Annotated in this window: 21 protein-coding genes and 1 tRNA gene; 12 read left to right on the top strand and 10 right to left on the bottom strand. The window is 73.2% G+C overall.

Going from position 1 to position 23,620, the window contains the following annotated elements; all coding sequences use genetic code 11:
* Positions 1-43 precede the first annotated feature (43 nt).
* A complete protein-coding gene (locus tag ACIG0D_RS05225; RefSeq protein ID WP_399796384.1) occupies positions 44-1,549 on the top strand; it encodes a long-chain fatty acid--CoA ligase in 1,506 nt (501 codons plus the stop codon).
* 164 nt (positions 1,550-1,713) lie between these two features.
* Entirely contained in the window at positions 1,714-2,484 is a 771-nt protein-coding gene (locus ACIG0D_RS05220; RefSeq protein ID WP_399796383.1) for a sulfite exporter TauE/SafE family protein, read from the top strand.
* Positions 2,485-2,514: 30 nt separating this feature from the next.
* Here the strand turns inward: ACIG0D_RS05220 and ACIG0D_RS05215 are convergent, their stop codons facing one another.
* Positions 2,515-3,363 (bottom strand): HAD-IIA family hydrolase, encoded by an 849-nt coding sequence (locus ACIG0D_RS05215; RefSeq protein ID WP_399796382.1) that lies wholly within the window; start codon positions 3,361-3,363, stop codon positions 2,515-2,517.
* 64 nt (positions 3,364-3,427) lie between these two features.
* Entirely contained in the window at positions 3,428-3,856 is a 429-nt protein-coding gene (locus ACIG0D_RS05210) for a MarR family winged helix-turn-helix transcriptional regulator (RefSeq protein ID WP_399796381.1), read from the bottom strand.
* Positions 3,857-3,972: 116 nt separating this feature from the next.
* Here ACIG0D_RS05210 and ACIG0D_RS05205 point away from each other — a divergent pair, with 116 nt between their 5' ends.
* On the top strand, positions 3,973-4,962 hold the full coding sequence (locus ACIG0D_RS05205; RefSeq protein ID WP_399796380.1) for an MBL fold metallo-hydrolase: 990 nt from the start codon (positions 3,973-3,975) through the stop codon (positions 4,960-4,962).
* 12 nt (positions 4,963-4,974) lie between these two features.
* Here the strand turns inward: ACIG0D_RS05205 and ACIG0D_RS05200 are convergent, their stop codons facing one another.
* Positions 4,975-5,448 carry a DUF6174 domain-containing protein gene (locus ACIG0D_RS05200; protein WP_399796379.1) on the bottom strand — a complete coding sequence of 158 codons (474 nt, stop codon included), beginning with the start codon at positions 5,446-5,448 and terminating at the stop codon, positions 4,975-4,977.
* Positions 5,449-5,622: 174 nt separating this feature from the next.
* On the opposite strand from ACIG0D_RS05200, the gene ACIG0D_RS05195 reads away from it, so the two are divergent.
* Positions 5,623-6,384, top strand: a complete 762-nt coding sequence (locus tag ACIG0D_RS05195; RefSeq protein ID WP_399796378.1) for a cobalt-precorrin-6A reductase — start codon at positions 5,623-5,625, stop codon at positions 6,382-6,384.
* Between the two features lie 7 nt (positions 6,385-6,391).
* Here the strand turns inward: ACIG0D_RS05195 and ACIG0D_RS05190 are convergent, their stop codons facing one another.
* The 3 genes from ACIG0D_RS05190 to ACIG0D_RS05180 form a co-directional block, all read right to left on the bottom strand.
* Positions 6,392-6,532, bottom strand: a complete 141-nt coding sequence (locus ACIG0D_RS05190; protein WP_399797109.1) for a hypothetical protein — start codon at positions 6,530-6,532, stop codon at positions 6,392-6,394.
* Positions 6,533-6,770: 238 nt separating this feature from the next.
* A complete protein-coding gene (gene cobF, locus ACIG0D_RS05185; protein WP_399796377.1) occupies positions 6,771-7,544 on the bottom strand; it encodes a precorrin-6A synthase (deacetylating) in 774 nt (257 codons plus the stop codon).
* A 42-nt stretch (positions 7,545-7,586) separates the two neighbouring features.
* The gene (locus ACIG0D_RS05180; protein ID WP_399796376.1) at positions 7,587-8,210 is read right to left on the bottom strand and encodes a DUF309 domain-containing protein; all 624 of its coding nucleotides are present in this window, start codon (positions 8,208-8,210) and stop codon (positions 7,587-7,589) included.
* 98 nt (positions 8,211-8,308) lie between these two features.
* Here ACIG0D_RS05180 and ACIG0D_RS05175 point away from each other — a divergent pair.
* From ACIG0D_RS05175 to ACIG0D_RS05140, 8 genes are all read left to right on the top strand, one after another.
* Positions 8,309-8,382: transfer RNA gene (locus ACIG0D_RS05175), tRNA-Pro, on the top strand.
* 834 nt (positions 8,383-9,216) lie between these two features.
* Positions 9,217-9,690: a hypothetical protein gene (locus tag ACIG0D_RS05170; RefSeq protein ID WP_399796375.1), complete on the top strand. Its 474-nt coding sequence runs from the start codon at positions 9,217-9,219 to the stop codon at positions 9,688-9,690.
* A 287-nt stretch (positions 9,691-9,977) separates the two neighbouring features.
* Positions 9,978-11,240, top strand: coding sequence for a CynX/NimT family MFS transporter (locus ACIG0D_RS05165; protein WP_399796374.1), 1,263 nt, complete (start codon positions 9,978-9,980; stop codon positions 11,238-11,240).
* A gap of 187 nt (positions 11,241-11,427) precedes the next feature.
* On the top strand, positions 11,428-12,669 hold the full coding sequence (locus tag ACIG0D_RS05160) for an aminotransferase class III-fold pyridoxal phosphate-dependent enzyme (protein ID WP_399796373.1): 1,242 nt from the start codon (positions 11,428-11,430) through the stop codon (positions 12,667-12,669).
* Positions 12,666-14,048: an aspartate aminotransferase family protein gene (locus tag ACIG0D_RS05155; protein WP_399796372.1), complete on the top strand. Its 1,383-nt coding sequence runs from the start codon at positions 12,666-12,668 to the stop codon at positions 14,046-14,048. The genes ACIG0D_RS05160 and ACIG0D_RS05155 overlap by 4 nt, the downstream gene beginning before the upstream one ends.
* Before the next feature lie 24 nt (positions 14,049-14,072).
* Positions 14,073-14,711 (top strand): thermostable hemolysin, encoded by a 639-nt coding sequence (locus tag ACIG0D_RS05150; RefSeq protein ID WP_399796371.1) that lies wholly within the window; start codon positions 14,073-14,075, stop codon positions 14,709-14,711.
* Entirely contained in the window at positions 14,698-16,299 is a 1,602-nt protein-coding gene (locus ACIG0D_RS05145; RefSeq protein WP_399796370.1) for an AMP-binding protein, read from the top strand. Before ACIG0D_RS05150 ends, ACIG0D_RS05145 begins: the two co-directional genes overlap by 14 nt.
* Positions 16,300-16,408: 109 nt before the next feature.
* Complete coding sequence (locus ACIG0D_RS05140; RefSeq protein ID WP_399796369.1) at positions 16,409-17,326, top strand: TauD/TfdA family dioxygenase; 918 nt, start codon at positions 16,409-16,411, stop codon at positions 17,324-17,326.
* Between the two features lie 77 nt (positions 17,327-17,403).
* Here ACIG0D_RS05140 and ACIG0D_RS05135 read toward each other — a convergent pair whose 3' ends face one another.
* The 4 genes from ACIG0D_RS05135 to ACIG0D_RS05120 form a co-directional block, all read right to left on the bottom strand.
* Positions 17,404-18,984, bottom strand: coding sequence for a carboxylesterase/lipase family protein (locus ACIG0D_RS05135; RefSeq protein WP_399796368.1), 1,581 nt, complete (start codon positions 18,982-18,984; stop codon positions 17,404-17,406).
* A 31-nt stretch (positions 18,985-19,015) separates the two neighbouring features.
* Positions 19,016-22,078 carry an ATP-binding protein gene (locus ACIG0D_RS05130; protein ID WP_399796367.1) on the bottom strand — a complete coding sequence of 1,021 codons (3,063 nt, stop codon included), beginning with the start codon at positions 22,076-22,078 and terminating at the stop codon, positions 19,016-19,018.
* Positions 22,079-22,154: 76 nt separating this feature from the next.
* Positions 22,155-22,904: a FadR/GntR family transcriptional regulator gene (locus tag ACIG0D_RS05125; RefSeq protein WP_399796366.1), complete on the bottom strand. Its 750-nt coding sequence runs from the start codon at positions 22,902-22,904 to the stop codon at positions 22,155-22,157.
* Positions 22,905-22,982: 78 nt separating this feature from the next.
* A partial coding sequence (locus ACIG0D_RS05120) for a 3-dehydroquinate synthase family protein (RefSeq protein WP_399796365.1) occupies positions 22,983-23,620 on the bottom strand: 638 nt, incomplete at its 5' end.

Raw genomic sequence — 23,620 nt, 5'->3', positions numbered from 1 at the left:
GCATCCGGAACCAGAGCCGCAACGAAACGGAGCAACCCTCTCCATGGCAACCCTGTCCCTCGCGAGCATCCTCGCCGAGAACGCGCGCCGCCGGCCTGCCAAGACCGCCCTCGTCGAAGGCGATCTGCGCCTCACCTTCGCCGAGGTCTGGCAGCGGGCCCTCGCCCGGGCCGGTGCCCTCGCCGGACTCGGCGTACGGCCCGGGGACCGGGTCGCCCTGATGGCGCCCAACGTGGCCGAGTTCCCGACGGCGTACTACGCCATCGCCGCGGCCGGCGGCGTCGTCGTCCCCGTCCATCTGCTGCTGTCGCCCCGCGAGGTCGAGCACGTGCTGAGGGACAGCGGCGCCACCCTGCTGCTGTGCCATCCGGCGCAGGCCGAGACGGGCGGCGCCGCGGCACGGGCCGCCGGGGTGCGGGTCGTGGTGCTCGGCGAGGAGTTCGACAAACTCGCCGCGGACGCCGAGCCGCTGCCGTCGTACGTCACCCGCGACGCCGACGACCCGGCCGTCGTCTTCTACACCAGCGGCACCACCGGTGTCCCCAAGGGTGCCGTGCTCAGCCACCTCAACCTGGTGATGAACGCGACCGTCAACGCCTTCGACGCCAACGACATCCGCCCCGACGACATCGCGCTCGGCGCGCTGCCGCTGTTCCACGCCTTCGGCCAGACGGTCTCCCTCAACTCCACCTGGCGGGCCGGGGCCACGCTCGTCCTGATGCCGCGCTTCGACGCGGCGGGCGCGATCGAGCTGATGGTGCGGGAGAAGGTCGACACCTTCCACGGGGTGCCCACCATGTACGTCGCCCTCGTCGCCGCGGCGGCCGAGGCGGCGGCCCTGCCAGAGCTGAGGGTGTGCATCTCGGGCGGCGCCTCGCTGCCGGTGGCGGTCCTGGAACGGTTCGAGGAGGCCTTCGGCGTGCCGGTGTACGAGGGCTACGGCCTGTCGGAGACCTCGCCGACGGCGACCGTGAACCAGCCGGTGTTCGGCACCCGCGCGGGCACCATCGGACACCCGCTGTGGGGCGTCGACGTGGAGATCGCGCGCGCCGACGTCGAGGACCGGATCGAGCTGTTGCCCGCGGACGAGCTGGGCGAGGTGGTCATCCGCGGCCACAACGTCTTCTCCGGCTATCTCGGCCGCCCCGAGGCCACCGCCGAGGTCATGGTCGACGGCTGGTTCCGCACCGGCGACCTCGGCACCAGGGACGCGGACGGCTTCCTGCGCATCGTCGACCGCAAGAAGGACGTCATCATCCGCGGCGGCTACAACGTCTACCCGCGCGAGGTCGAGGAGGTCCTGATGCGCCACCCGGGCATCGCCCAGGTCGCGGTCATCGGCCTGCCCGACGAGCTGCACGGCGAGGAGATCTGCGCCGTGGTCGTCCCCGCGCAGGGCGCCGCGCCCGACGCGGAGGCCATCACCGCCTGGTCGAAGGAGCGCCTGGGCCGCCACAAGTACCCGCGGCGCGTGGAGTTCACGGACGTACTGCCGCTGGGGCCGAGCATGAAGGTCCTGAAGCGGGAGCTGCGGACGCGGTACGCCTAGCGGCGGGGGACTGCGGGCAGCAGCACGGTCAGCGGCGGACGCGGGGAGCGGGCGCGGGCGGGGCGCCGTGCGCGCGGGCGTGCGGCCCGGCTGCGGGCGCCCGGTGTCATCAGGCGAGACAGCGCTTACCGGGTCGGATGCGTGCGCATAGCATCGGTGCCCGCATGGACACGATGACCCTCTGGCACCTCACCGGCTGGGAGTTCGCCGCACTCGCCCTCGCGGCGCTGCTCGTCGGCTTCTCCAAGACCGCGGTGAGCGGCGCCAACACGATCAGCCTCGCCGTCTTCGCGGCGGTGCTGCCCGCCCGCGCCTCCACCGGCGTACTCCTGCCGCTGCTCATCGCCGGGGACCTGCTCGCCGTCCTCACCTACCGCCGCCACGCCCACTGGCCCACCCTCTGGCGGCTGTTCCCCGCGGTCGCGGCCGGAGTCGTCGTCGGCACGGTGTTCCTGATGTGGGCCGACGACGAGATCATGCGCACCTCGATCGGGGCGACCCTGCTGCTCATGGCCGCGCTGACCGTGTGGCGACGGCGTACGGCGGACCGGGCGGCGGAGCCGGACTCGGTCACCCGCGCGGGCCGGATCAAGGCCCGCGCGTACGGCGTGCTCGGCGGCTTCACGACCATGGTCGCCAACGCGGGCGGACCGGTGATGGCGATGTACCTGCTGTCGGCGGGCTTCCGCAAACTGGGCTTCCTGGGCACGTCCGCGTTCTTCTTCCTGATCGTGAACGTCTCCAAGGTGCCCTTCAGCGCGGGCCTCGGCCTGATCGACGGCTCCTCGCTGCTCCTCGACGCGGCCCTGGTGCCGTTCGTCGTACCCGGCGCGCTGCTCGGCAAGTGGGCCGTCGGCCGGATCAACCAGCGCCTCTTCGAACAGCTGGTGATCGCCGCGACGGTCCTGGGCGCCCTGCAACTCCTGCTGCGCTGAGGCTCGTACGGGACGGCAGGCCCCGCCCGCCTACGCCCCCGGCTCGCCGGAGCCGGAGCCGGAGCCGGACCCCGCCCCGCCTCGCGCCCCGCGCAGCCCCAGCAGCGCCGGCAGGTCCGCGAACGAGTCGACGACATGATCGGGTTCACCGCTCGCCGACCGATGCGTCTCGGGCAGGTACTTCCCGGTCCGCACCAGCACGCCCGTGAGACCGGCCCGCTGCGCGGCGAGGACGTCCGACTCGATGTCGTCCCCCACCATGACCGCCTCGCCCGGCCCGGCGCCGAGCCGCCGCAGCGCCGCCGTGAAGAACGCCGGCGACGGCTTCCCGGTCACCTCCGCCTCGGTACGGGCGGCCTGCTCCAGCCCGGCCAGGAACGCTCCCGAGTCCAGCCGGAGCCCTTCGGCGGTACGCCAGTACAGATTGCGGTGCATGGCCACGAGCCGTGCCCCGCGCTGCAGATACCCGAAGGCCCGGTCGAGCGCCTCGTACCCGAACTCGGGACCGGCGCCGCCGACGAGCACGACGTCCACGTCCCCGGGACCGCCCGCCTCGCCGACCAGGCTCACGCCCTCCAGATCCGCCGTGATGTCCCCGCTGTTGAGCAGATGGCAGCGGGCGCCCGGGAACCGCTCGGCGAGATACGCGGCCGTCACGGCGGGCGCGGTGAGGATGTCCTCGGCGGTCACCGGGAACCCCGCGTCCGCGAGCGTCTCGGCGATCGACGCGCGGGTCCGGGACGTCGTGTTGGTCACCAGCGCGAAGGGCAGCCCCGCGGCGCGGATCTCCCGCAGCGCCTCCACCGCCCCCGGCAGCGGCTGCCAGGAGACGGTCAGGACGCCGTCGATGTCGATGAGGACGGCACGCACCGGGTCCATGACAGGACGATAACCGAACCGCGCGGGGTCGGCCGGGCCGTCGGCACCGGGGGAAACGTATGACTCAGGTACGCGTCAAGGCCTGTTTGAGCAGGTCCTGAAGAGTGCGCTGCTGCTCGGGGGTGAGCGCGCCCAGCGGGGAGTCCTGGACGAGGAGTTCGAGGAGCCGCTCGCGGAGGGCGGCGCCCTCCGGGGTGAGGACGAGGTGCTTGGCGCGGCGGTCGGTGGGGTGCGCGCGGCGCTCGACCAGGCCCTGCTTCTCCAGCTTGTCGATGACGAAGGTGGCGTTGGAAGGCTCGCAGCTCATGCGGTCGGCGAGCTCTCGCATGGTCATCGGCCCGGTCATCTCCCGCAGGGCGGTCGCCTGGGCGGCGGTGAGGCCCAGGGTGACGGCGCGCTCGCGTACGTGGTCGGCGATCTGCTGGGCCAGCCCGTTCACCAGACCGCACAGCTCGCGCTCGGCGATGGCATGCGGTTCCCGAGACGTCGTCATGGGCTCATGCTAGCAATTTCATCAATCCAGAATAATTACAGCTTGAATGTTTCTAGCTTTATGCTTATGGTCCTCGGTGTCATCGACGCCCGACACCGGAGCAAGGGGGAGGAACCATGGCTGAGTCCTTGGTCGACCGTGACGGACGGACGAATGAGGCGGGGCGATCGGAGAGGTCCGCGAGGTCGGAGAGATGGGAACGGCCGGAGGGGCCGGAGTGGTCGGCGCGGCTGCGGCGGCCGGGGGAGATCCGCTCGCTGTGGCTCGGGGACACCAAGGTCTCGTACGTGCCGGACGGCGATGTGCGGCTCCGCCCGCGCGAGCTGCTGCTGGGTTCGGACGACGCGGTGTGGGCCGCCCACCCGGAGTACCTGGACGACTCGGGCCACCTGGTGGCGAGCATCGGTGCCCTCCTGGTGGAGCGTGGCGACCGCGCGCTGCTCATCGACGCGGGGTTCGGGCCGCGGCGGCTGCCGGCGGCCCCGGACGGACCGCGCGGCGAGATCCACGGGGGAGCGCTCCTGGACCATCTGGCCCGGCTCGGCCGCCGGCCCGAGGACATCGAGGCGGTGGCCTTCACCCACCTCCACATCGACCACATCGGATGGGCGAGTCATCCGTTGCCGGGCTCCGGCCGGCCGGCCTTCTCCGCCGCCGACCATCTGGTCTCCGCGCCGGAATGGGCCCAGTACGCGCCGTCGGCGGGGCAGGGCGCGACCGAGGAGATCGCCGCCCTGGCACCGCGCCTGCGCACCGTGACGGACGATCAGGAGATCTTCCCGGACGTGCGCGTCCGGATCACCGGCGGGCACACGGCCGGACACACCGAGTACGTCATCACCTCCGGCGGACGGCGCCTGATCGCCTTCGGTGATGCCCTGCACTCGCCGATCCAGGCGGACCACCCCGAGTGGATCTCCGCCTTCGACGACCACGACCCGGCCCGCGCCGCCGACCACCGCCACCGCCTCGTCGCCGAGCTGGCGGCCCCCGACACCATCGGCTTCGGCGTCCACTTCGCCGACGTGGTGTTCGGGCGGGTCCGCCGGGACGGGGACGGCCCGGCGTGGCACCCCGTCGACCCGACCGAACCTCTGGACGCCTGAGTCTTCCGAGGACTACCCGCGGGGCTCGTAATCGCTGATCACGTACAGCGCCTCGTCGTCCAGGGCGTTCGCGTCCCAGTCCAGGGAGACGCGGACCGGATGTCCGTCGGCGGCGAACTCCGCCTCCGCCGTGTCCGCGTTCTCCTTACGGGCCCGTTCCAGCTCGCGCAGCAGCTCGCCGAGGGTGGGCACTTCGTCCGGCAGCCGCTCCACCGCCCGGCGCGCGCTGTCGTCCAGGCCGGAGGCGGCGGTCACCTCGCCGTCCCGCACGGTCACCCGGAACCTGCCCAGCAGCGACCGTTCCCCCTCACTCGACTCCAGGGTGTAGGAGTAGGCGGCCGGTTCCCTCCAGTCGGTACCGGAGCCCGCCCGGGCAGCCGGGTAGGGCGAGGCCTCGCCCGCGCAGGCGGCGGTCACCGTCATCAGTGCGCCGGCCAGCAGGGCGGCGGCGAGCCCCGTACGCGCGGTACGGCGAAGAGAGGTCAACGCAGGGTCCTTTCGACGAAACGGCCGTCTGATCACTCCCACGGCTACGACTACGACGCGGCCGGACCCCCGCACGTTCGATCCACGCGCGTTCGATCCACGCGGGGGCCGGACCCGCACGTTCGATCCACGCGGCCGAACCCACCCCGTCACCCGTTCGATACGCTCCACCCCATGCCCCGCCACATCCTGATCCTCGGCGGCACCACCGAGGCCCGTCACCTCGCCGCCGAGCTGGCGGAGCGCCCCGGCACGCGGGTGACCACCTCGCTGGCGGGGCGGGTGTCCCGGCCGGGCGCGGTCGCCGGAGAGGTCCGCGTCGGCGGCTTCGGCGGAGCCGACGGCCTCGCCGACTGGCTGCGCGCCCACGCCGTGGACGCCGTCGTCGACGCCACCCACCCCTTCGCCGCCACGATCACCGCTCACGCGGCGCGCGCGACGGCCGCGACCGGACGGCCGCTGGTGGTGCTGCGCCGGCCCGGCTGGCGCCCGGGCCCCCTCGACCGCTGGCACTCGGTCGCCTCCCTGACCGCGGCCGCCGACCTGCTGCCGAGCCTGGGCCGCCGGGTCCTCCTCACCACCGGCCGCATGGACCTCGCCGCCTTCGCGCACCTGGACCGGCTGCACTTCGTCGTACGGTCGGTGGAACCCGCCGAACCGCCGATGCCGCCGGACATGACACAGGTGCTGGCACGCGGCCCGTTCACCGTCGCCGACGAGCTGGCGCTGCTGCGCGAGCACCGCGTCGACGTCCTGGTGACCAAGGACAGCGGGGGAGACGCGACCGCCGCCAAGCTCACGGCGGCCCGCGACCTCGGGCTGCCCGTCGTGGTCGTACGGCGCCCACCGCTGCCCGCAGGCGTGGTCGCCGTCCCCGGCGTACCGGAGGCCCTTGCCCGGCTGGGCCTCGGGTGCGCCGGGTCGGGCGACGCCTGAGCCTCCTTCAGCGCGCCCCGGTCAGCGCCGGCTGACGTGGGCGGTTCGTCAGCTCGTTGCTCAGGTCCTCGACCAGCAGCCGCTTGGCGATCGCGTCGACCGCGGCCCGCAGATCCGCGCCCGCCGGGCGGCCGATGTCCGCCTGCACCCGGACGGCAGCTCGTGCACGCCCTCCGGGCTGGTCGCCGCCCGGGTGACGGTCTCCGGGTCCGCGCCGCCCGTCCGTACGGCCGCCGCGATGCCGTCCCGCAGGTTGGGCTCCTGCGCGCATGCGGGAGCGGTCTGCTCGGGTGCCGTGCCGTCGGCCGCCTCGGCGCGCCCTTTTCGGCGCAGCGCGGCGCACTGCGCCGAGGGGCGGAGGGGCTGAGCGAGGACCGGCCTCTCCGTCAGCTCCGTCCCGGATCGCGCCGCAGCAGATACGTATCCATGATCCAGCCCTTGCGCTCCCGGGCCTCGGCGCGCAGCCGCTCGATGCGCGGCGCGGCCTCGGCGATCGGCCCGGAGACGGTGATCTCGTCCGGGGTGCCGAGGTAGGCGCCCCAGTAGATGTGGATGTCCTGGTCGGCGTACTTCCGGAAGGCCTGGTGGGCGTCCAGCATCACCACGACGTCGTCCACGCCCTCCGGGAACCCCTCGGCGAGCCGCCGCCCGGTGGTGATCTGCACGGAACCGGCCACCCGGTTCAGCCCGGTGCGATGCCGCGCGACCAGAGAGGAGACACTGCTGATGCCGGGCACGACGTCGTACTCGAACGCCACCACTCCCCGCCCCAGCACCTCCTCCAGAATGCCCAGCGTGCTGTCGTACAGCGACGGGTCGCCCCACACCAGGAACGCGCCGGTCTCGTCCTCGCCCAGCTCGTCGCGGATGAGCCGCTCGTAGATCCCGGCGCGGGCGCTGCGCCAGTCGCCCACGGCCGGGGAGTAGTCCGCGCCGCCCGCACGGCGGTCCCGCTCCGGGTCGCGCGCCTCGACCACGCGATACGTCCCCTCCGGTATGTGCGTCTCCAGCATGTCCCGGCGCAACCGGGTGAGGTCCGACTTCACCTCGCCCTTGTCGAGCAGGAAGAACACATCCGTGCCGCGCAGCGCCCGGACCGCCTGGAGGGTCAGCTGCTCGGGGTCGCCCGCGCCGATACCGATGACATGAATCTTTCGCACGCCCCGAGTCTGCCGTACGCCCCCGGCAGCGCCACCGTGGGGTCACGTTCCGTACAGCCGGGGGGCCCGTGCCCGCGCGTCCACCACCGCGGCCCCGCCGGCCCCGATCCCGTCCGCGCCGTCCGCCCCGGCCCCGACGACCTCCGCCAGCTCCCGGGCCCACGCCACGACGCCCGCGAGATCCATGCCGTACGGCTCCGGCCGCCCGGACACCGCCGCCCACTCCTCGACCGCGTCCGCGCCGCGCCGCAGCAGCCGCGCCCCGCCGGCCGCGTTGCCGCGGGCCGCGTGCGTGAGCCCCACGGCGAGCTGGGCCAGCCCCCGCCACAGCGCGCGTTCCTCGTCCGGCCCCGATTTCCAGGCGTCCTCGAACACCTCGTGCGCGTGGAACGGCTTCCCCGCGTCCAGCAGCGCCTGCGCCTCGGCCACGGTCTCCTCGGGCGTCCGCACGACCCCCTCGGGCTGCCGCTCCACCCCCTCCGCCCCGTACGGCAACGGCCTCCCCAGCCCGTCCCGGGGCCGAGCGTTCCGCGCCCGCCCCTGCGCGTCCCGGTCCCGCGCGCCCGTCCGCCCCTGCGCGTCCCGGTCCCGCGCGCCCGGCCGCGCCTCCGCGTCCCGGTCCCGCCCGGCCTGCGACGTGCTGCTTTCGTGTCCCGTTCCACCCATACGACGATTGTCCCCGCCCGGCCCCCCTTCGGCGCCGCCGGGCCCGTGGGGTAAAGTGCTGTCCGCGCGATCACGCGGATCCCCGCGGGACAGCGCATCGGGACGTGGCGCAGCTTGGTAGCGCACTTGACTGGGGGTCAAGGGGTCGCAGGTTCAAATCCTGTCGTCCCGACTGCATGGAGGACTGTGTAGTCGCAGGTCAGGGCCTTGGATCACATCATGTGAGACAGGGCCCTCGATCATTTCCGGGCTTTGGTCTCTGCAGAAGACGTGTCTAGCTCTCGTCAGCACACATCACCTGATGCTCAAGATCCAGTTGCCGCGCCTGCATCGCAGGAGCAGCCTGGTGCTCAGGAAGAGGTGAAGGCAGACGACTCTCTCGCAGCCTGTGACCCAGCCGAGCGATCGGCAGTCAATCCCCGCTCGGTTGCCGAGGTTTCGCATACCCGGGAGAGCCAAGAGGTGGGTCCGGGGGTTCTGTCGCAACCAGAGGATCGACCGGCCCAGGCGTGCCCGCTGGCGTATAGCCGCCAATGCGCGCATGGATCGCATCAGGCTCCAGGCAGAAGAAGCGTTGCGTGCATGCAAGTGTGGAGAAACTGAACGCTGTTGGCGGCGAGCCCTGTACAGATCCATACTTCGCAACGCGATGCAAGTGCGCCTGGTGACGCGAACAAGGACGTGGAACAAGCCGTGGCGGCGCTCGGGATACATGGAGTTTGTGCAGACAACGATCCATGAGGCCGAAGTGTCGCTAGCCCAGATCCTCACACGGAAGCAGTTCTGGGCCGAGCTGCCGAGAATTCAGCGCTCCATAGATGACTATCTTCCCGAAGAAGACCCGCGGCGACGGTGGGTGGATGACTGGCTCAACAAGCGGACGAAGCACTCCAAGCGGCGTACTTATTGGATGTGGCCACACGAGCGCGCACGGCTTATATCAGCACTACGGTGGTCGTACTACGTATGCAGCATCAACCGTGGCCGTCTTCGAACCTTCCAACGGATGCTGACCTACGCTGCTTTGCTCCTGGTGACAGTGCTGATCGCGCTTGCTCTGGTCCGGGCTTTTGCGTGGCCGCGGGGCGGTGGGAGCCTTATTTGCTTCAAGGGTGAGCAGCATGTGTGCCCAACGATCACTGGCCAATCCGGATCCACTGACTTTGCTTTGGTGGAAGTTTCCGGCGCCCTGGGTGGCCTCATAGCGACTGTATTCACTATCGCACGTAGTCGCAAGACGTTGGATCCTTATGGGCTTCACGCCGCCCAAGGATTTTTGAAAATGGCGGCCGGTGGGCTCACCGCGCTGCTGGGCGTAGCGCTGTTGAGTGCCAGCAAGGTCGTCCAGGTGACAGATCCGATCCAAATCCTCGTTTTCGCGGTTGTGTTCGGCTACTCTCAAGAGCTGTTCACGCACCTCATATCCAGCAAGGAAGAAGCGCTACTGAAAAGCGCACTCCCTGTCGCAGGGGCGAAATAACCCATCCTTGCCTGTCGACGCACGACCATGGCGACTCCGTCGCATCACGCCGTCGAAACCGATCGGACGTTCACGTCTTACAGGATCGTGTCCGCGGCGGACGTCTCCGACGTGCCTACCAGCACCCGGGCGCCGGGATCACGTACTTACGGGATGCCCGCACCGTACACGTATTCACGGGATGGGCGGGTCCCGGAGCGTCGCGATGATCGTTGAGTCGGCAATGAGAGAGCGCTGTCAGGACAGGCGCTGTCACACCCTCGCCAGCGGGGGAAGGAAGAAGTTCGTTGACTCAACAATCAAGCTCCGTACCGGATCTCGCGCCGGTCCTCCCGGCGCCCGGGGCGCGTGTCGCGCGGAAGGCCGGGCTGATCGCCGGGATCATTCTCGTCTCCCTCAATCTCCGGCCGGCGATCACGAGTCTGGGACCGCTGCTTCCGCAGATCGAGGAGGATCTGCGGCTCTCGGGCACCGGCGCGGGGCTGCTGACCATGCTGCCGGTGCTGTGTCTGGGCGTGTTCGCGGGGCTGGGGCCGGCGTTGCGGCACCGGTTCGGCGAGGACCGGGTGCTGCTGGGGTGTCTGCCGGTGCTGCTGGCGGGAATCCTGGTGCGGCTGCTGGAGCCCACGGCGCTGCTGTACGCCGGGACCGTGGTGATCGGCGGTGCCATCGCCGTGGCGAATGTCGTGCTGCCCAGTCTGATCAAGCGTGAGTTCCCGGACCGGGTCCCGCTGATGATGGCCACGTACACGATGGCGCTCACCTTCGGCGGTGCCGCCGCGGCCGGTGCGGTGATCCCGCTGGAGGACGTCGTCGATACCGACTGGCGTGGGTCGTTGGGCCTGCTCGCCGTGCCCGTCGTGGTGGGGATCGTCGCCTGGTTGCCGTTCGGGATGCGGCGGGTCGCCGCAACCGAGGGACGGCGGGCTTCCGTCGGGCCCCTGCTGCGGGACCGGCTCGCCTGGCTCGTCACCGCGTTCGTCGGCCTGGAGGCCCTGCTCGCCTATGTGATCTTCGGGTGGCTGCCCGCCATCTGCGTCGACCGCGGGATGAGCGAGGAAGCCGCCGGATACATGATGTCGGCGATCACCTTCCTCCAGGCCGCCGGGTCCATGGTCGTCCCGTTCTTCGTCGACCGGGGCGGGCGCGGGCAGCGCGGGTTCTGCGTGGTCGTAGCGCTCGGCACCGCGGTGGGGCTGATCGGTGTGGTCGTCGCGCCCATGTGGACGATCTGGCTGTGGGCGCTGGTCCTCGGCATCATCGGCGGTGCCGCGTTCAGCCTGGCGCTGACCCTCATCGGGCTGCGCGCCGGGGACGGCGACAGCGCCGCCGGGCTGTCCAGCATGTCGCAGGGCGTCGGCTACGCGCTCGCCGCGGCCGGGCCGTTCGGGGTCGGCGCGCTGCACCAGCTGTCCGGCGGCTGGGGCGTTCCCCTGGCGGTGCTCGTCGGGCTCTGCGTCCTCATGGCCGTGATCGGGCTCGGCGCGGGGCGGGACGCGACGCTCTCCCTCTCCTCTTCGACCTCCCCCTCCTCTTCGACGAAGGGCTGATCACACTCCGAAGAGCCTCGACCAGGCGCCGCCGTTCGCCTGCCCTCCGTCTCGTATCCGTACGTCGTACGTCGTACCTGCACGTCTTCACACCCCTGAGACCGTTCCGGCCGCGCAGCACGCCACCCGACCCGGCGACGCGTGCTGCCCGGCACCCGCTTGGTAACCATCCGATGGGAAAGAGAAGATGACATCTGCAGTTTCGTCCGATGTGGGCGTGGCCGGCCCGGCCGATCCCGTGGCCGTCGTCCACCGGCATCTGATCCGGGACGCGTCACCCGGGGCGCCCCCCGAGCGGCCGGTGCCCGTGGTGGCCCGGCAGCAGGGGGCCCGGATCGAGACCCGGGACGGCAGGGTGGTGCTGGACGCCGCGAGCGGCGGGTTCGGCGGCGCTCACCCGCGGGTCCGGGCCGCCATCGCGGACCAGGCCCGCCGGGTCGCGCTCTCCAGCCGCATCCTGGTCAGCCGCCCGCTGGCCGGTGCGGTGGCGGCGCTCGCGGAGTTCTGTCCGGGGCCGCTGTCCGTGTCGTACCTGTGCAACAGCGGTGACGAGGCGCTGGACTCGGCGTTCAAGCTGGCCAAGGGCACCCACCCGGACCGCCCGTACGCGCTCGGCATCCGCGGTGAGGACTTCGGCGCGCTCAGCCACGGGCGTGCGCTGGGCCGGGGGAGTGCCGTGCTGCCGGGCGCGCCGCTGCGGCCCCGCACGGTCTCGGCGGACGCGCCGGAGGAACTGCTGGAGCGGGTCGACGAGTCGGTGGCGGCCGTGGTGATCGCCCCGGCGGCGCCCGGGCGGCCACTGCGCCGGCTGTCCCACGACTGGTGGGTGGCGCTGCGGGAGCGCTGCCACCGCACCGGCACACTGCTCGTCCTCGACGAACGCCGCACCGCCCCGGCACGGCTCGGCCGCCCGCTCGGCACCAGCGCGCTCGGCGTCTTCCCGGACGTCCTCGTCATGGGCGAGACGCTGGGCGCCGACGCCGTGCCCGTGGGCGTCTCGGTGATGACCCGCGCCGCCTACGACCGGGTCTACGGCCGCCGCAATCCCAGCCTGCACGGCTCCACCTTCGGCGCGAACCCGCTCTCCGCCACGGCCGTCAGCGCCGTACTCGACGCCGTGATCAGCGATGATCTCGCCGCCCGTCAGCGGGAGTTCGAGCAGGCGGCGCTCCGGCTGCGTGAGGAACTGTCCGGTGCCGTCGACCTGCACGCGGACGGCTCCCTGCTGTGGGTGCGCACCCCGGACCCGGCCGCCGCCCGCACGCTCGCCGCCGAACTGGCCGCCCGGGACGTCCTCGTCCGCGAGCCGGCCGGTGAACTGGTCACCCTCACCCCGCCGCTGACCGCCGACCGGGAGGACACCGACCAGATCCTGCAACGGCTCGCCGAGGCGCTGAAGTCGCTCGACACCCAGGAGGCCGGACGATGAGCTCCGCGACGGCGGTGGCCGCCATGGACCGCCAGCAGGTCCTCACCACGCTCGGCCGCCACTGGAACCCCACCGCCGCGCTGATGATGGCCGCGGCCGGGCGGCAGCTGGAGTCGCACGCCCGCGGCACCGAGGTGTTCGCGGAGGACGGCTCCCGCGCCCTGGACTTCGCCGGAAGCTACGGCGTCTTCCTCGTCGGCCACCAGAACGACGCCGTCCGCTCCGCCGTCCTCGACGCCCTGGAGACCGCGCCGGCCCTGGTGCCGGGCACCGTCCACCCCGCGATCGCCGACCTGTTCGGACTGCTGACCGAGATATTGCCCGCCGGGCTCACCGAGTTCTCGCTGGGCTGCTCCGGCGCCGAGATCTCCGAGATCGCCCTGCGCGCGGCCTACCTGGCCAACCCCGGCCGACGCAAGATCGTCATCGTGGAGGGCGGCTACCACGGCAAGACCCTCGGCGCCCTCACCGTCCTCGGCCAGCACGAGCACCGGGACGACTTCACGCCCGCCGACGAGGACCTGGTCATCGTCCCGCCGGGCGACGCCAGGGCCGTACGGGAAGCCCTGAAGGGGCGCGACGTCGCCGCCGTGTACGTCGAACCGGTGCTCGGCGGGGCCTATCTGCGGGTGCCGCCCGCCGGCTTCCTGCCCGAGGTGGCGCGGGCCTGCCGGGACACCGGCACCCTGCTCGTCGCCGACGAGATCCAGACCGGGTTCGGGCGGACCGGGAGGATGTTCGCCGTCGAACACTCCGGTGTCGAGCCCGACATCATGCTCCTGTCCAAGGCGCTGACCGGCGGCTTCGTTCCCGTCGCGGTGGTCGCCATGACCGAGGAGGTGCTGGCGCGGGCCCGCCGGTCCCCGCAGTGGTACCCCGGTGTCCTCGACGGTACGGCCGTCTCCGCGCTGTCCATGGCCGCCGCCGCGGCCACCATCCGCGAGGTGCGGGACAGGAACCTGCCCGAGCGGGCCGAGACCGTCGGCCGGGCGCTGCGCGAAGGACTGAGGCGGGCGGTGCGCAAGCATCCGCGGCACCTCGTCGACGCCCCCGGCATCGGGCTGATGACCGGACTGCGCACCCGCAACCCGTCCGTGGAGAACCTGATCTCCATGCAGATGGCGGCCCGGGGCATCCACCTCGGCCACTCCCTCAACGAGCAGATGGACCAGCCCGTCCTGCGCTTCTATCCGCCGCTGACGGTGTCGGAGGCCGACATCGAACGCGTCCTGACCGCGCTGGAGGAGTCGCTGACGTGGCTGGACCGGCGGCCGGCCTGGCTGATGCGCCGCATCACCTGGCTGCTGCGCCGCCAGTACCGGCTGCCGCCGCCGCTGGTGCTGAAGCTGATGCACTCCGACCTCGAAGTGAACTGGTGACCGGGCCGACAGGGGGGTTTCGACATGGAGATAGCCATCGCGGAGTCCGGCACGTCCGAGTGGTTCGAGGCGCGGACGTTCGCCCAGAACAGCTACCGCAAGGTGTACGGGGCGACGACCGAGCCGCGTCCCGATCGCTTCGTGACGGTCCGTGAGAGTCCCGGCGGTCCGATCGTCGCCTGCGCGGGGCTGACCGGGCCGCGCCCCGAGGGGTTCTTCTCGGAGAACTACCTCGGGGACGCGGTGGAGCGTGTCCTGGCGTCGGTCGTGGAGGTGGCCCCCGAGCGCGGCGAGGTGGTCGAGGTGGGCCCGCTCGCGGGCTCCGGCGGCGCCGGCGGCGAGTTGATCCGGCTGCTGCCGGTCATCGCCTGGTGTCAGGGGAAACGTTTCATCCTAGCCACGGTCACCGACAAGGTGGAGCGGTCCATGGCGGGCGCGGGTGTGCCGTTCCTGCCGCTGCGGCAGGCCACCACCGACTGGATGGACGACGCCGAGCGGGCCGGCTGGGGCACGTACTACGACCGGTCGCCCACCACCGGCGTGGTCCCGCTGGACAGCATCGGACGCCTGATCAACAGCCTGACCGGCCGCTACAACTTCGTCGAACTCGCCGTGCGGACCCTCGTCGGCACGGCCCAGGAGGTGTCCGGTGCACACGCTTGAGAAGAGCCTGACATCCCTGGCCGAGGACGACCGCCCGCTGGTCGACGTCCTCGCCCCCGACGGGTCGGTGGCCCGCTCCTACTCCTACCGCCGGATCGTCGCCGCCGCCGCGGCCGTCGCCGCCGACCTGCGCGCGTACCCCGTCCGGCCGCGCGACGCCCGCCCCGACGGCGACCCCACCGACCCCGCGCAGCTCCAGGTGGGCGTGGTCACCGCCAACGGGCCCGAGTTCCTCGTCGCGGACTTCGCGATCCTCGGCGCGGGCGGCGCCGAGGTGGTGGTGCCGCTCGCGTTCACCGCCGAACAGGCGGCCTCCCTGCTCGCGGACATCGATGTCTGCCTCGCCGACGCGGCGGGCGTGGCACGGCTGACGGAGTGGGGGCTGGAGCAGGTGCTGCCCCCCGACGCGCAGCTACGGGTGCTCGACATCGACCGGGAGCCGTCCGGCACGGATCCCCTCTTCCCGGCACCGACCTCCCCCGAGGCGGACGCCGGCGAACGGCTCTGCAAGATCATCCACACCTCCGGCACCACCTCGCGCCCCAAGGGCGTCTGCATCCGCGAGGCCGCCCTCGAGGAACTGATCCGCTCGCTGCGCACCGCGATGCCGGACGGCGCCTACCGCCGCTATCTCTCCCTGGTCCCGATGAGCCTGCTCATCGAACAGGTCACCGCCGTCTACCTGGTGGTGTGCGACGGCGGCACGCTCGTCCTGCTGCCGCCCGAGGTCCCGCTCGTCGGCACCTCCTCGTTCGCCCCGCGGGCGGTACTGCCGCACATCCGCGCCGCGCAGCCGACCGCGCTCGTCGTCACCCCCGCGCTCGCCGAGGCCATGCTGACCGCCGCCGAAGCGGCCCGCGCCGACCGGCGCGACCCCGTCGCCGCACTGTTCGGGAGGCAGGAGGCCCCGCTGGTGTGCTGCGGCGGCGCCCCCGTCGACGTGGACACCCTGCGCCGCCTCGACGCCCACGGGATCGCCGTCTACGAGGGCTACGGGCTGAGCGAGAACAGCTCCGTCGTCAGCTGGAACACGCCCGGCGCCCGCAGGCTCGGCAGCGTCGGCGCCCCCCTCGCCCATGTGCGGGTGCGCACCGCCCCCGACGGTGAACTGCTGGTGAAGAGCACGTCGTTGTTCGCGGGCTACAAGGGCGGCGGCGACCCGTCCGGGTGCGAGGTCGACGAGGACGGCTGGCTGCACACCGGGGACCTCGCCGACATCGAGGACGGCTACATCTGGATCAAGGGCCGCAAGAAGAGCGTCATCATCACCGCGGCGGGCCGCAACGTGGCACCCGAGTGGGTCGAGGCCCAGTACCGCTCCCACCCCGCCGTGCTGGCCGTCGCGGTCGTCGGCGACGGGCTGCCCGCCCTGCACGGCCTGTTCCTCGTCGACCCGCGCGCCTCCCTCGACACCGTACGCGCCGAACTCGACGCCCTCGGCCGCGACCGGCTCTCCGACGTCGAACGCGTCGAAGTCGCCCACCTCGTCCCCGCGGACGAGACCCTGCACGCCGAGTTCTTCACCGTCACCGGCCGGCCCCGCCGCTCCGCCGTCCTCTCGGCGGTCACGGCCGGCCGCTTCGACTGAACGACCCCCGCACTACCCCCGCCGCGCCGCTCCCGGCGACCGGCGCGGCAGCGCACATCCGGCAGCTCCCCCTGTTGTGGCACGTTTCCCGGCTTTCAGAGGAGAAACCATGATCGACCATGCGCGTGTGACCTCCTACGGCTCCGGCACCGGACTGCTGCTGACCCCGGCCGAGCCCGGCACGACCCTCGGCAAGCTGCGGCCCGGGCAGGTGATCGGGGCGCTGCGGGAGGCGGGCTTCCTGCTGCTGCGCGGGTTCCGGCCGGATCTGGAGGAGTTCTCGGCGTTCGTCGGGGCGCACTCGGAGCGGGTCACGCTCGACCCCGCGCGGACCTTCCACGGCGGGTCCACGGCGCAGAAGGTGGACGCCGGGTACGACGCGGTCGGGCTGCACCTGGAGAACGGCAACAGCCCGTTCGCGCCCACGCTCACCTGGTTCTTCTGCGAGAAGGCCGCCTCGTCCGGCTCGCAGACCACGGTATGCGACGGCTACCGGGTGTGGGACGCCCTCAGCGAGGAGGCCCGCGGCATGTTCCGGGAGCAGGAGGTCGTCTACAGCCGCCGGGTGGAGGAGGCCAAGTGGAAGGCGTTCGCCGCGTTCCACCTCGGCACCTCCGACGCGGCCTCGGTCACCGTGGACCAGCTGCGCGAGCTGGCCGCCGGACCCGGCGAGACCATCATCGACCTGCTCGAGGACGGCTCCATCCACTACGCCTACCGGGTCCCCGCCGCGCACGGCACCCTCTTCGGCGAGCGCCTGGCCTTCGCCAACAGCATCCTCGGCCCCTCCAACCACTACGAGAAACCGCGCATCACCTTCGCCGACGGCCGCGACATCCCCGTCCACATCCTCAAGGAGGTGGAGAGCGTCACCGAGGAGCTGACCGAGGAACTGGACTGGGCCGACGGCGACGTCGCGCTGATCGACAACACCCGGGTCATGCACGGCCGCCGCGCCATCACCGACCCGGAGCGCACCATCTACAACGCCCAGAGCGACCTGGACCGGGTCCTGCTGACCGTCTGACGACGCCCACGTCGGCCGTCCCGGTGAGGTACGGGTGCCGTCGGGGAGTTCCCCCCGGCGGCACCTTCTTCATGCCGTCAGCTCCACAAGCGCCGCCTGCCCGGTTCCGTCAGCGAGTCCAGCAGCTCCCCGTCCCGCTCGCCGCCCACCACCCGGACCACAGGGTCCTCGCCCCGGCACGCCCGCCAGTCGGCCGCCGGGACACCGGACCGTACGAACTCGCCCCACAGACTCCGCACCCGCGCCCGCAGCGCGGCCATCTCCTCCTGGTCCGCGTCGGCGAAGACCGGGGCGCGGCGGGCCTCCGCGCGGCCCAGCAGGAACGGGATCTCCACGCAGTGGCAGGCGCGCAGGGCCGCGTTGCGGCCGGGGACCTGCCAGTCGAACCGGAACAGCCGTACGGTCGCGCCCCACGCGTCGGCGAGGTCGGCGAACCGCTGCGTGGGCGCGGTGAAGAACGCGTCGGTCTTCAGCTCCTCGAAGGCGACCGGCGGCGTCGCGCCGGAGGTGTAGTGCCGCAGCGCCTCCCCGGCGCGGGCGCCGAACACCGCGGCGAACTCCGCCGCGACCTCGTCCGGCGTCATCTCCGCCGTCGCCGGGTCCTTGCCGTACCACAGGGCGCACTCGTGGCGCGTGACGCCCATGAGGAGGTCCAGGCCGTCCCCGGGCGGTGAGTGGCGCAGGGCGCGCGGCAGATCGTCCGGGACGACCGTGCCGTCGGCGACGAGCTGGAACGGCGGCCGGACGTCCCCGCGCGGCCGGGGCCGGGTGAGGACGTGCCGCTGGGCGAGGAGCAGCCGTTCGGCGGACACGGACCGGGCGTCCTCGCCGTCCAGCGCGGCGAGGAGGTCGTCGGCGGTGCGCGCCGCCTCCTCGCGGGTCAGCGGCGGCATGCCGAGGGGCGCGCTGTGCAGCGCCGCCCGGCGGAACAACGGGCGTACCACGGGCAGTGCGAGGAGCGCCGCGAGGGACTGGCCGCCGGCCGACTGGCCGATCACGGTGATCTCGCCGGGATCGCCGCCGAAGGCGTGGATCTCCCGCTTCACCCAGCTCAGCGCCGCGATCTGGTCGAGGAGCCCGGCGTTGGTGACATGCGTCGTCCCCGGCGCCGTACGGAAGGACAGGGAGGTGCCCGTGCCCTCCACGGCGGCCGGTTCCGCCCACGACGGGGCGAGGAAACCGAGGGCGCCGAGGCGGTAGTTGACCAGGACGACGACGATGCCCTCCTGCGCCGCAAGCTCCGCGCCGTCGTAGCGGGGCAGGTCCGCGCCGCCGGTGAGGAAGCTGCCCCCGGGCAGCCACACCAGCACGGGGCGCGGGCCGTCCCCGGTCGTGGGGGCCCAGATGTTCACCGTCAGACAGGCCTCCGTCTGCGGCGAGCCGACCGGGTCGCCCATCAACGCCGCGAACGGAGAGGGGAGTTGCGGCGGGACCGTGCCCATGGGGCCGTCCGCGCGCAGGGGTTCGGTCCAGCCGGGGTGGGGGCGGGGCGGGGCGAAGCGGTCCGGGCCCACGGGCGGGGCCGCGTACGGCACTCCGCGGTACGCCGCCACGCTGTGGCCCGGTCCCTCCAGCCGGCCGACGACGGGGCCCTCCGACACCTCCGTCCCGACCGTCTCGATCCGGGTGGTCACCGGGGCGGCGTCAGCAGCGCGCATGGCTCCTCTGTCTCCTGTCGGTTGGGTGGCGTCACTTCGAGGTGGGCGCCGGGACCTGCCCGGACGGGCTGTGCGCCAGCACGTAACGGGCCAGCTCCACCCGCCGCGACACGCCCAACTTGGCGAACGCGCGGCGCAGATGGGAGTCCACCGTGTGCGCGGACACCGCGAGCCGCTGAGCGGTCTCCCGGTTGGTCAGCCCCTCGGCGACCAGCCGGACGACCCGCACCTCGGACGGGGTGAGGCTGTCCCAGTCACCGGCCGTGCCGTCCACCGGTTGCGGCGCGGACCGCGACCCGGGCCGCGGCCCGGGTCGCGATCCCGAACCGGGCATCTCCCGGCTGCCACCGGGCACCTGCCGGCCGCCACCGGGTACCTCCCGGGCGGTGCTCGGCGCTTCCCGGCCGCCACCAGGCACCTGCCGGCCGCCACCGGCCACCCGTCGCCCGTCATCGGGCACCCGCCGACCGCCCCCGGCCGCCTCCCCGGCACCGCCGCCGGGCACGTCCCGTACGAGCCCGCCGGGCGCGAACCGGGTACGGCGCCGCACGCGCTCCGCGCCCAGCCCCGCCCCGGCGGCCACGTAGATGCGCTGCGCCTCCAGGAGCATCTCGGTCGCGCGCAGCGGCTCGCCCTGCGCCCGGGTGGCGTCGGCCGCGTCCTCCAGCGCGGAGGCCAGCGCCAGCGGGTGGGAGCCGGAGCGGAAGGCCCGTACGGCCCGGTGCAGCGGGGCGGCGAGCCCGCGGTACAGGCCCTGGGCGTGCAGGGCGGCCCCGGTCAGCGGGGTGAGGGCGGGGTTGCGCCGGGCGAGCCGGCGGGCCAGGTCGACGGCCTCCGCCGCCTGCTCGTGGGCGCCGGCCCGCAGCGCGATCCGCACCAGGTGCGGCAGGGCCAGCGGATCGGCGGCGAGGAACCAGGCGTGCCGCCCCGGATCGGCCCACACGTCCGCCAGCCGCCGTACGGCCGCCTCCGGGTCGCCCGACGCGTCGAGGTGCCACGCGGCGGCGAACGCGGCGAAACCGCCGAGGAGACCGGACGGCGCGCCCGTCGGCGGCTCCAGATGCGCGGCGGCCCGCTCCAGGTCCCCGCGCACGGTCGCCACCACCACCAGCAGAGCGCCGAGCGCCGCACGCGTGCCGGGGTCCGCGAACCGCTCGCAGGCCTCCACACCGGCCCGCGCCTCCTGCTCGGCGTCCTCCAGCCGCCCGCAGTGCCACAGCTGCACGGCCCGCGCGAGGTGCCAGCGGGGGGCCGCCCACACCCAGCCCTGCTCACCGGTCTCGTCCCGCCAGGCCTTCAGCACCTCGGCGGCGTCGAGCGGGCGCCCGGCCGCGCTGATGATCAGCGCCGGCACCGCCCGCTCCCAGCCGAAGCCGCGCTCCGTGCCGTGCGGCCCGGCCGCGACCGCCTCCTCGGCCAGCCGCAGCGCCCCGGTGACGTCACCGGCGCGCTGGGCGCACAGCGCGAGCAGCGCCGTGCCCTGGGTGGCGGAGGCCGCGTCCCCGCTCCGCCGGGCCGCACCGACGGCGGACCGGGCGAGAGCGGCGGCGCGGGCGGTGTCGGCCCCGGAGTACGCCAGCAGACAGCGGGACTCCAGCAGCGTGAACCAGGCCCGGCGGCGGACGGGCGGAGGGCTGCCCTTCGCCACCCGCCGCAACTGCCGCAGCGCGTCGTGCGGATGACCCAGCCGCAGCAGCACCTCCACCAGCTCCGCGAACGCCACGGCCTCCACGTCGGTCTCCCAGCCGGCCGCGTCGAGCGCCGTGTCGAGCAGCCGCTGCGCCGGGCCGGTCTGCCCGGCGGCCAGCAGCAGCCGTACCGCCGTCCGCACCGGCCCGGCCGCGACCGGCTCGTACCGGCGGAGCTGGGCCACCAGCGCCCCGGGCAGCTCCTCCCGCTCCCGGGACGGCACGTCCTCGTGCCGGAGCAGCCACTCCAGCTGGGCCACGCCCTGCTCCAGGTCCTCCGGGGCGCCGGAGAGGATCAGATGACCGACGCTGCCCGCGCAGGGCCGGGCCTCCGCCGCGCACAGGCGCGCCGCCTCCGCGTGCAGCGCGCGCCGCACCGGGCCGAGCAGACTGCCGTGCAGGGCCCGGTGGACCAGCGGGGCACGGAAGCGGAACGCGGTGCCGTCGTCCGCGAGCAGGCCCGCCGCCGTGGCCTCCTGCGCGGCCGTCGCCAGCTCCATCGTCGACCTGCCGGTCAGCGCCGCCGCGTCCGGCAGCGAGAACCGCCGCCCCAGCACCGCGCCGACCTGTAACAGCTCCCGCGTCTGCTGGGAGATCCCGGACAGCACCGGGGCGGTCGCCCGCGACAGGTCGGCCGGCGGATGCCCGCCCAGCACCCGCACCTCGCCGTCCCCGGTCCGGATCCGTCCCTCCTCGCGCAGCAGGTGCACCAGGCGCTCGATGAGGGACGGGTTGCCGCCCGCCGCGGCCACCACCCGCCGGACGTCCTCGGGCCGTGCCGCGCCCAGCAGTCCGGCCGCCAGCTCCCCGGCCGCCGACTCGTCCAGCGCGGACAGCGTCACCACCTCGGCGTGCGCGGCGAGCAGCCGGTCCAGGGCGTCCCGGGTGGGCCGTACGACGGGAAAGTCGGCGTAGGCCGCCAGCCACAGCACCGGCAGCTCGGTGAGCCGGGGCAGCAGGGTCTCCAGGGCGGCGAGGGTCAGCTGGTCCGCCCACTGCAGATCGTCCAGGACGATCACCAGCGGACGGTCGGCCGCCCGCCGCTCGATCAGCCGGTGCAGCAGTTCGATCAGCCGGCTCCAGTGCGTCGGCCGGTCGGCGAACGCGGCCAGCGACTCCGCCTGTACGGCGCTGACCACCGGGCGCGGCCCGGTGCTCAGCGCGGTGAGCAGCGGGGCCATCGCGGAGTGCTGGTCGAGCCGGGCGAGCCGGGCCGTCGCCACGGTCATCCCGCGCCGCGCGGCCTGCTCGGCGGCGGTGCGCAGCAGCAGGGACTTGCCCGACCCGGACGGTCCGTGGAACACCAGCAGGGCGCCTCTGCCCGCCGCCGTCGTGTCCAGCGCGCGGCGCACGGCCGCCCGTTCCCGCTCACGCCCGACGAGTCGCTGGTCCCCGGGTGCCGGCATGGAGTGCCTCCTCCCTGTCTCGCCGCCTCACACGTGCCCGCCATCGCCGCCGCGGCCGCTGCCGCGGCGCGAGCGGTCAGCCGCCGGGCCGCGCGCGGCCCCGGCCACGCGGAACCGCCGCCGGCTCCGGTCGGCCGGCGCGCACCGCCAGCAGCCCTTCCAGGGCGTGCAGACTCGTCTGGACGACATGCCGTGCCGCCGCGGCGGCACCCTCGGAATCCCGGTCCTCGATGGCCTGGACGAGCGCCTCGTGGGCCTCGATGCCGCACTCCAGGTGCGTGTCCTCACCGGCGAACAGGTCCAGGCTCTCCTGGAGCCGCCCGACGAAGAACCGGTAGCACTCGGCGAGCGTCACGTTGTGTGCCGCCTCCACGACGGCCAGGTGCAGCGCGGCGTCCCGCCGGCCGAACTCCGCGTCGTCCCGCCCGGCCGCCTCCCGCCGCGCCGCGAGCAGCTCCCAGAGCCGCGCCATGTCCTGCGGCGTACGGCGCCGGGCCGCCGAGTGGGCCGCCTGCACGTCGAAGCACAGCTGCACCTCGAACACATCGCGTACGTCGGCGAGTTCGATGCTCTGGAGCATGGGCGCCGGGTCGGAGACGGACCGCACGAAGACGCCCTTGCCGCGCTGCGCCTCCAGCATCCCGGTGTGCACCAGCGCGCTGATGGCCTCCCGGATCGTGGGCCTGCTCACGCCGAGTTCGGCCGCCAGCTCCGTCTCCGAAGGGATGCGCGAACCGATCGGCCAGGCGCCGTCGGCCAGCTCCTTGTGGAGCAGCGCGATGACCTCGCGGGCCGTCGAGGGCCGGGCGATCGGGCGCAGAGCCATAGGGCAGTCCCCTCGGTGAAGTCCTTGGTTGTCTGACAACTGACGTCAGGCTAGCCAGCGCCGTCAGACACCACAAGTTCAGCTCCGGCCAAGGGGGTTGGCGATCGCGCCATATGCGGCGAGGAGGGTGTCCGTGTCGGGCCCCTCCAGGACGGTCGGTTTGGCGAGGCCGTCGAGCACGATGAAGCGCAGCAGGTCCCCTCGTGTCTTCTTGTCGACCTTCATGGCCCGGAGGAGGTGGGGCCACTGGTCGCGGCGGTAGTGCAGGGGTAGTCCGACTGAGGCGAGTACGGTGCGGTGGCGGTCGGCGGTGGCGTCGTCCAAGTGGCCGGTGAGCCGCCCGAGTTCGGCGGCGAAGTGCATACCGACGGCGATCGCCTCTCCGTGGCGCCAGGTGTAGTGCTCGTTCTTCTCGATGGCGTGGCCGAGGGTGTGGCCGTAGTTCAGGATCTCCCGCAGCCCGGTCTCCTTCAGATCCGAGGAGACGACTTCGGCCTTGACCCGGACGGAGCGTTCGATGAGTTCGGCGGTGTGGGGGCCGGCCGGGGTGCGGGCGCCCTCGGGGTCGGCCTCGATCAGGTCGAGGATGACCGGGTCGGCGATGAACCCGGCCTTGACGATCTCCGCGAGCCCGGAGACGTAGTCGTGCACCGGGAGGGAGTCCAGCGCGGCCAGGTCGCACAGGACGCCGGCCGGGGGGTGGAAGGAGCCGACGA

This window comes from Streptomyces sp. NPDC052773 (genome assembly GCF_044547145.1).
Taxonomy (GTDB): domain Bacteria; phylum Actinomycetota; class Actinomycetes; order Streptomycetales; family Streptomycetaceae; genus Streptomyces.
The sequence above is the reverse complement of the archived record's forward strand: the minus strand, read 5'-3'. Positions and strand labels throughout refer to the sequence as shown.

Excerpts from the sequence above, each read along its gene's own strand:
- ACIG0D_RS05225 (WP_399796384.1), top strand. The coding sequence starts at position 44 with ATGGCAACCCTGTCCCTCGCGAGCATCCTCGCCGAGAACGCGCGCCGC.
- ACIG0D_RS05220 (WP_399796383.1), top strand. The coding sequence starts at position 1,714 with ATGGACACGATGACCCTCTGGCACCTCACCGGCTGGGAGTTCGCCGCA.
- ACIG0D_RS05215 (WP_399796382.1), bottom strand. The coding sequence starts at position 3,363 with ATGGACCCGGTGCGTGCCGTCCTCATCGACATCGACGGCGTCCTGACC.
- ACIG0D_RS05210 (WP_399796381.1), bottom strand. The coding sequence starts at position 3,856 with ATGACGACGTCTCGGGAACCGCATGCCATCGCCGAGCGCGAGCTGTGC.
- ACIG0D_RS05205 (WP_399796380.1), top strand. The coding sequence starts at position 3,973 with ATGGCTGAGTCCTTGGTCGACCGTGACGGACGGACGAATGAGGCGGGG.
- ACIG0D_RS05195 (WP_399796378.1), top strand. The coding sequence starts at position 5,623 with ATGCCCCGCCACATCCTGATCCTCGGCGGCACCACCGAGGCCCGTCAC.
- ACIG0D_RS05180 (WP_399796376.1), bottom strand. The coding sequence starts at position 8,210 with ATGGGTGGAACGGGACACGAAAGCAGCACGTCGCAGGCCGGGCGGGAC.
- ACIG0D_RS05170 (WP_399796375.1), top strand. The coding sequence starts at position 9,217 with ATGCTGACCTACGCTGCTTTGCTCCTGGTGACAGTGCTGATCGCGCTT.
- ACIG0D_RS05160 (WP_399796373.1), top strand. The coding sequence starts at position 11,428 with ATGACATCTGCAGTTTCGTCCGATGTGGGCGTGGCCGGCCCGGCCGAT.
- ACIG0D_RS05155 (WP_399796372.1), top strand. The coding sequence starts at position 12,666 with ATGAGCTCCGCGACGGCGGTGGCCGCCATGGACCGCCAGCAGGTCCTC.
- ACIG0D_RS05150 (WP_399796371.1), top strand. The coding sequence starts at position 14,073 with ATGGAGATAGCCATCGCGGAGTCCGGCACGTCCGAGTGGTTCGAGGCG.
- ACIG0D_RS05140 (WP_399796369.1), top strand. The coding sequence starts at position 16,409 with ATGATCGACCATGCGCGTGTGACCTCCTACGGCTCCGGCACCGGACTG.
- ACIG0D_RS05135 (WP_399796368.1), bottom strand. The coding sequence starts at position 18,984 with ATGCGCGCTGCTGACGCCGCCCCGGTGACCACCCGGATCGAGACGGTC.
- ACIG0D_RS05130 (WP_399796367.1), bottom strand. The coding sequence starts at position 22,078 with ATGCCGGCACCCGGGGACCAGCGACTCGTCGGGCGTGAGCGGGAACGG.
- ACIG0D_RS05125 (WP_399796366.1), bottom strand. The coding sequence starts at position 22,904 with ATGGCTCTGCGCCCGATCGCCCGGCCCTCGACGGCCCGCGAGGTCATC.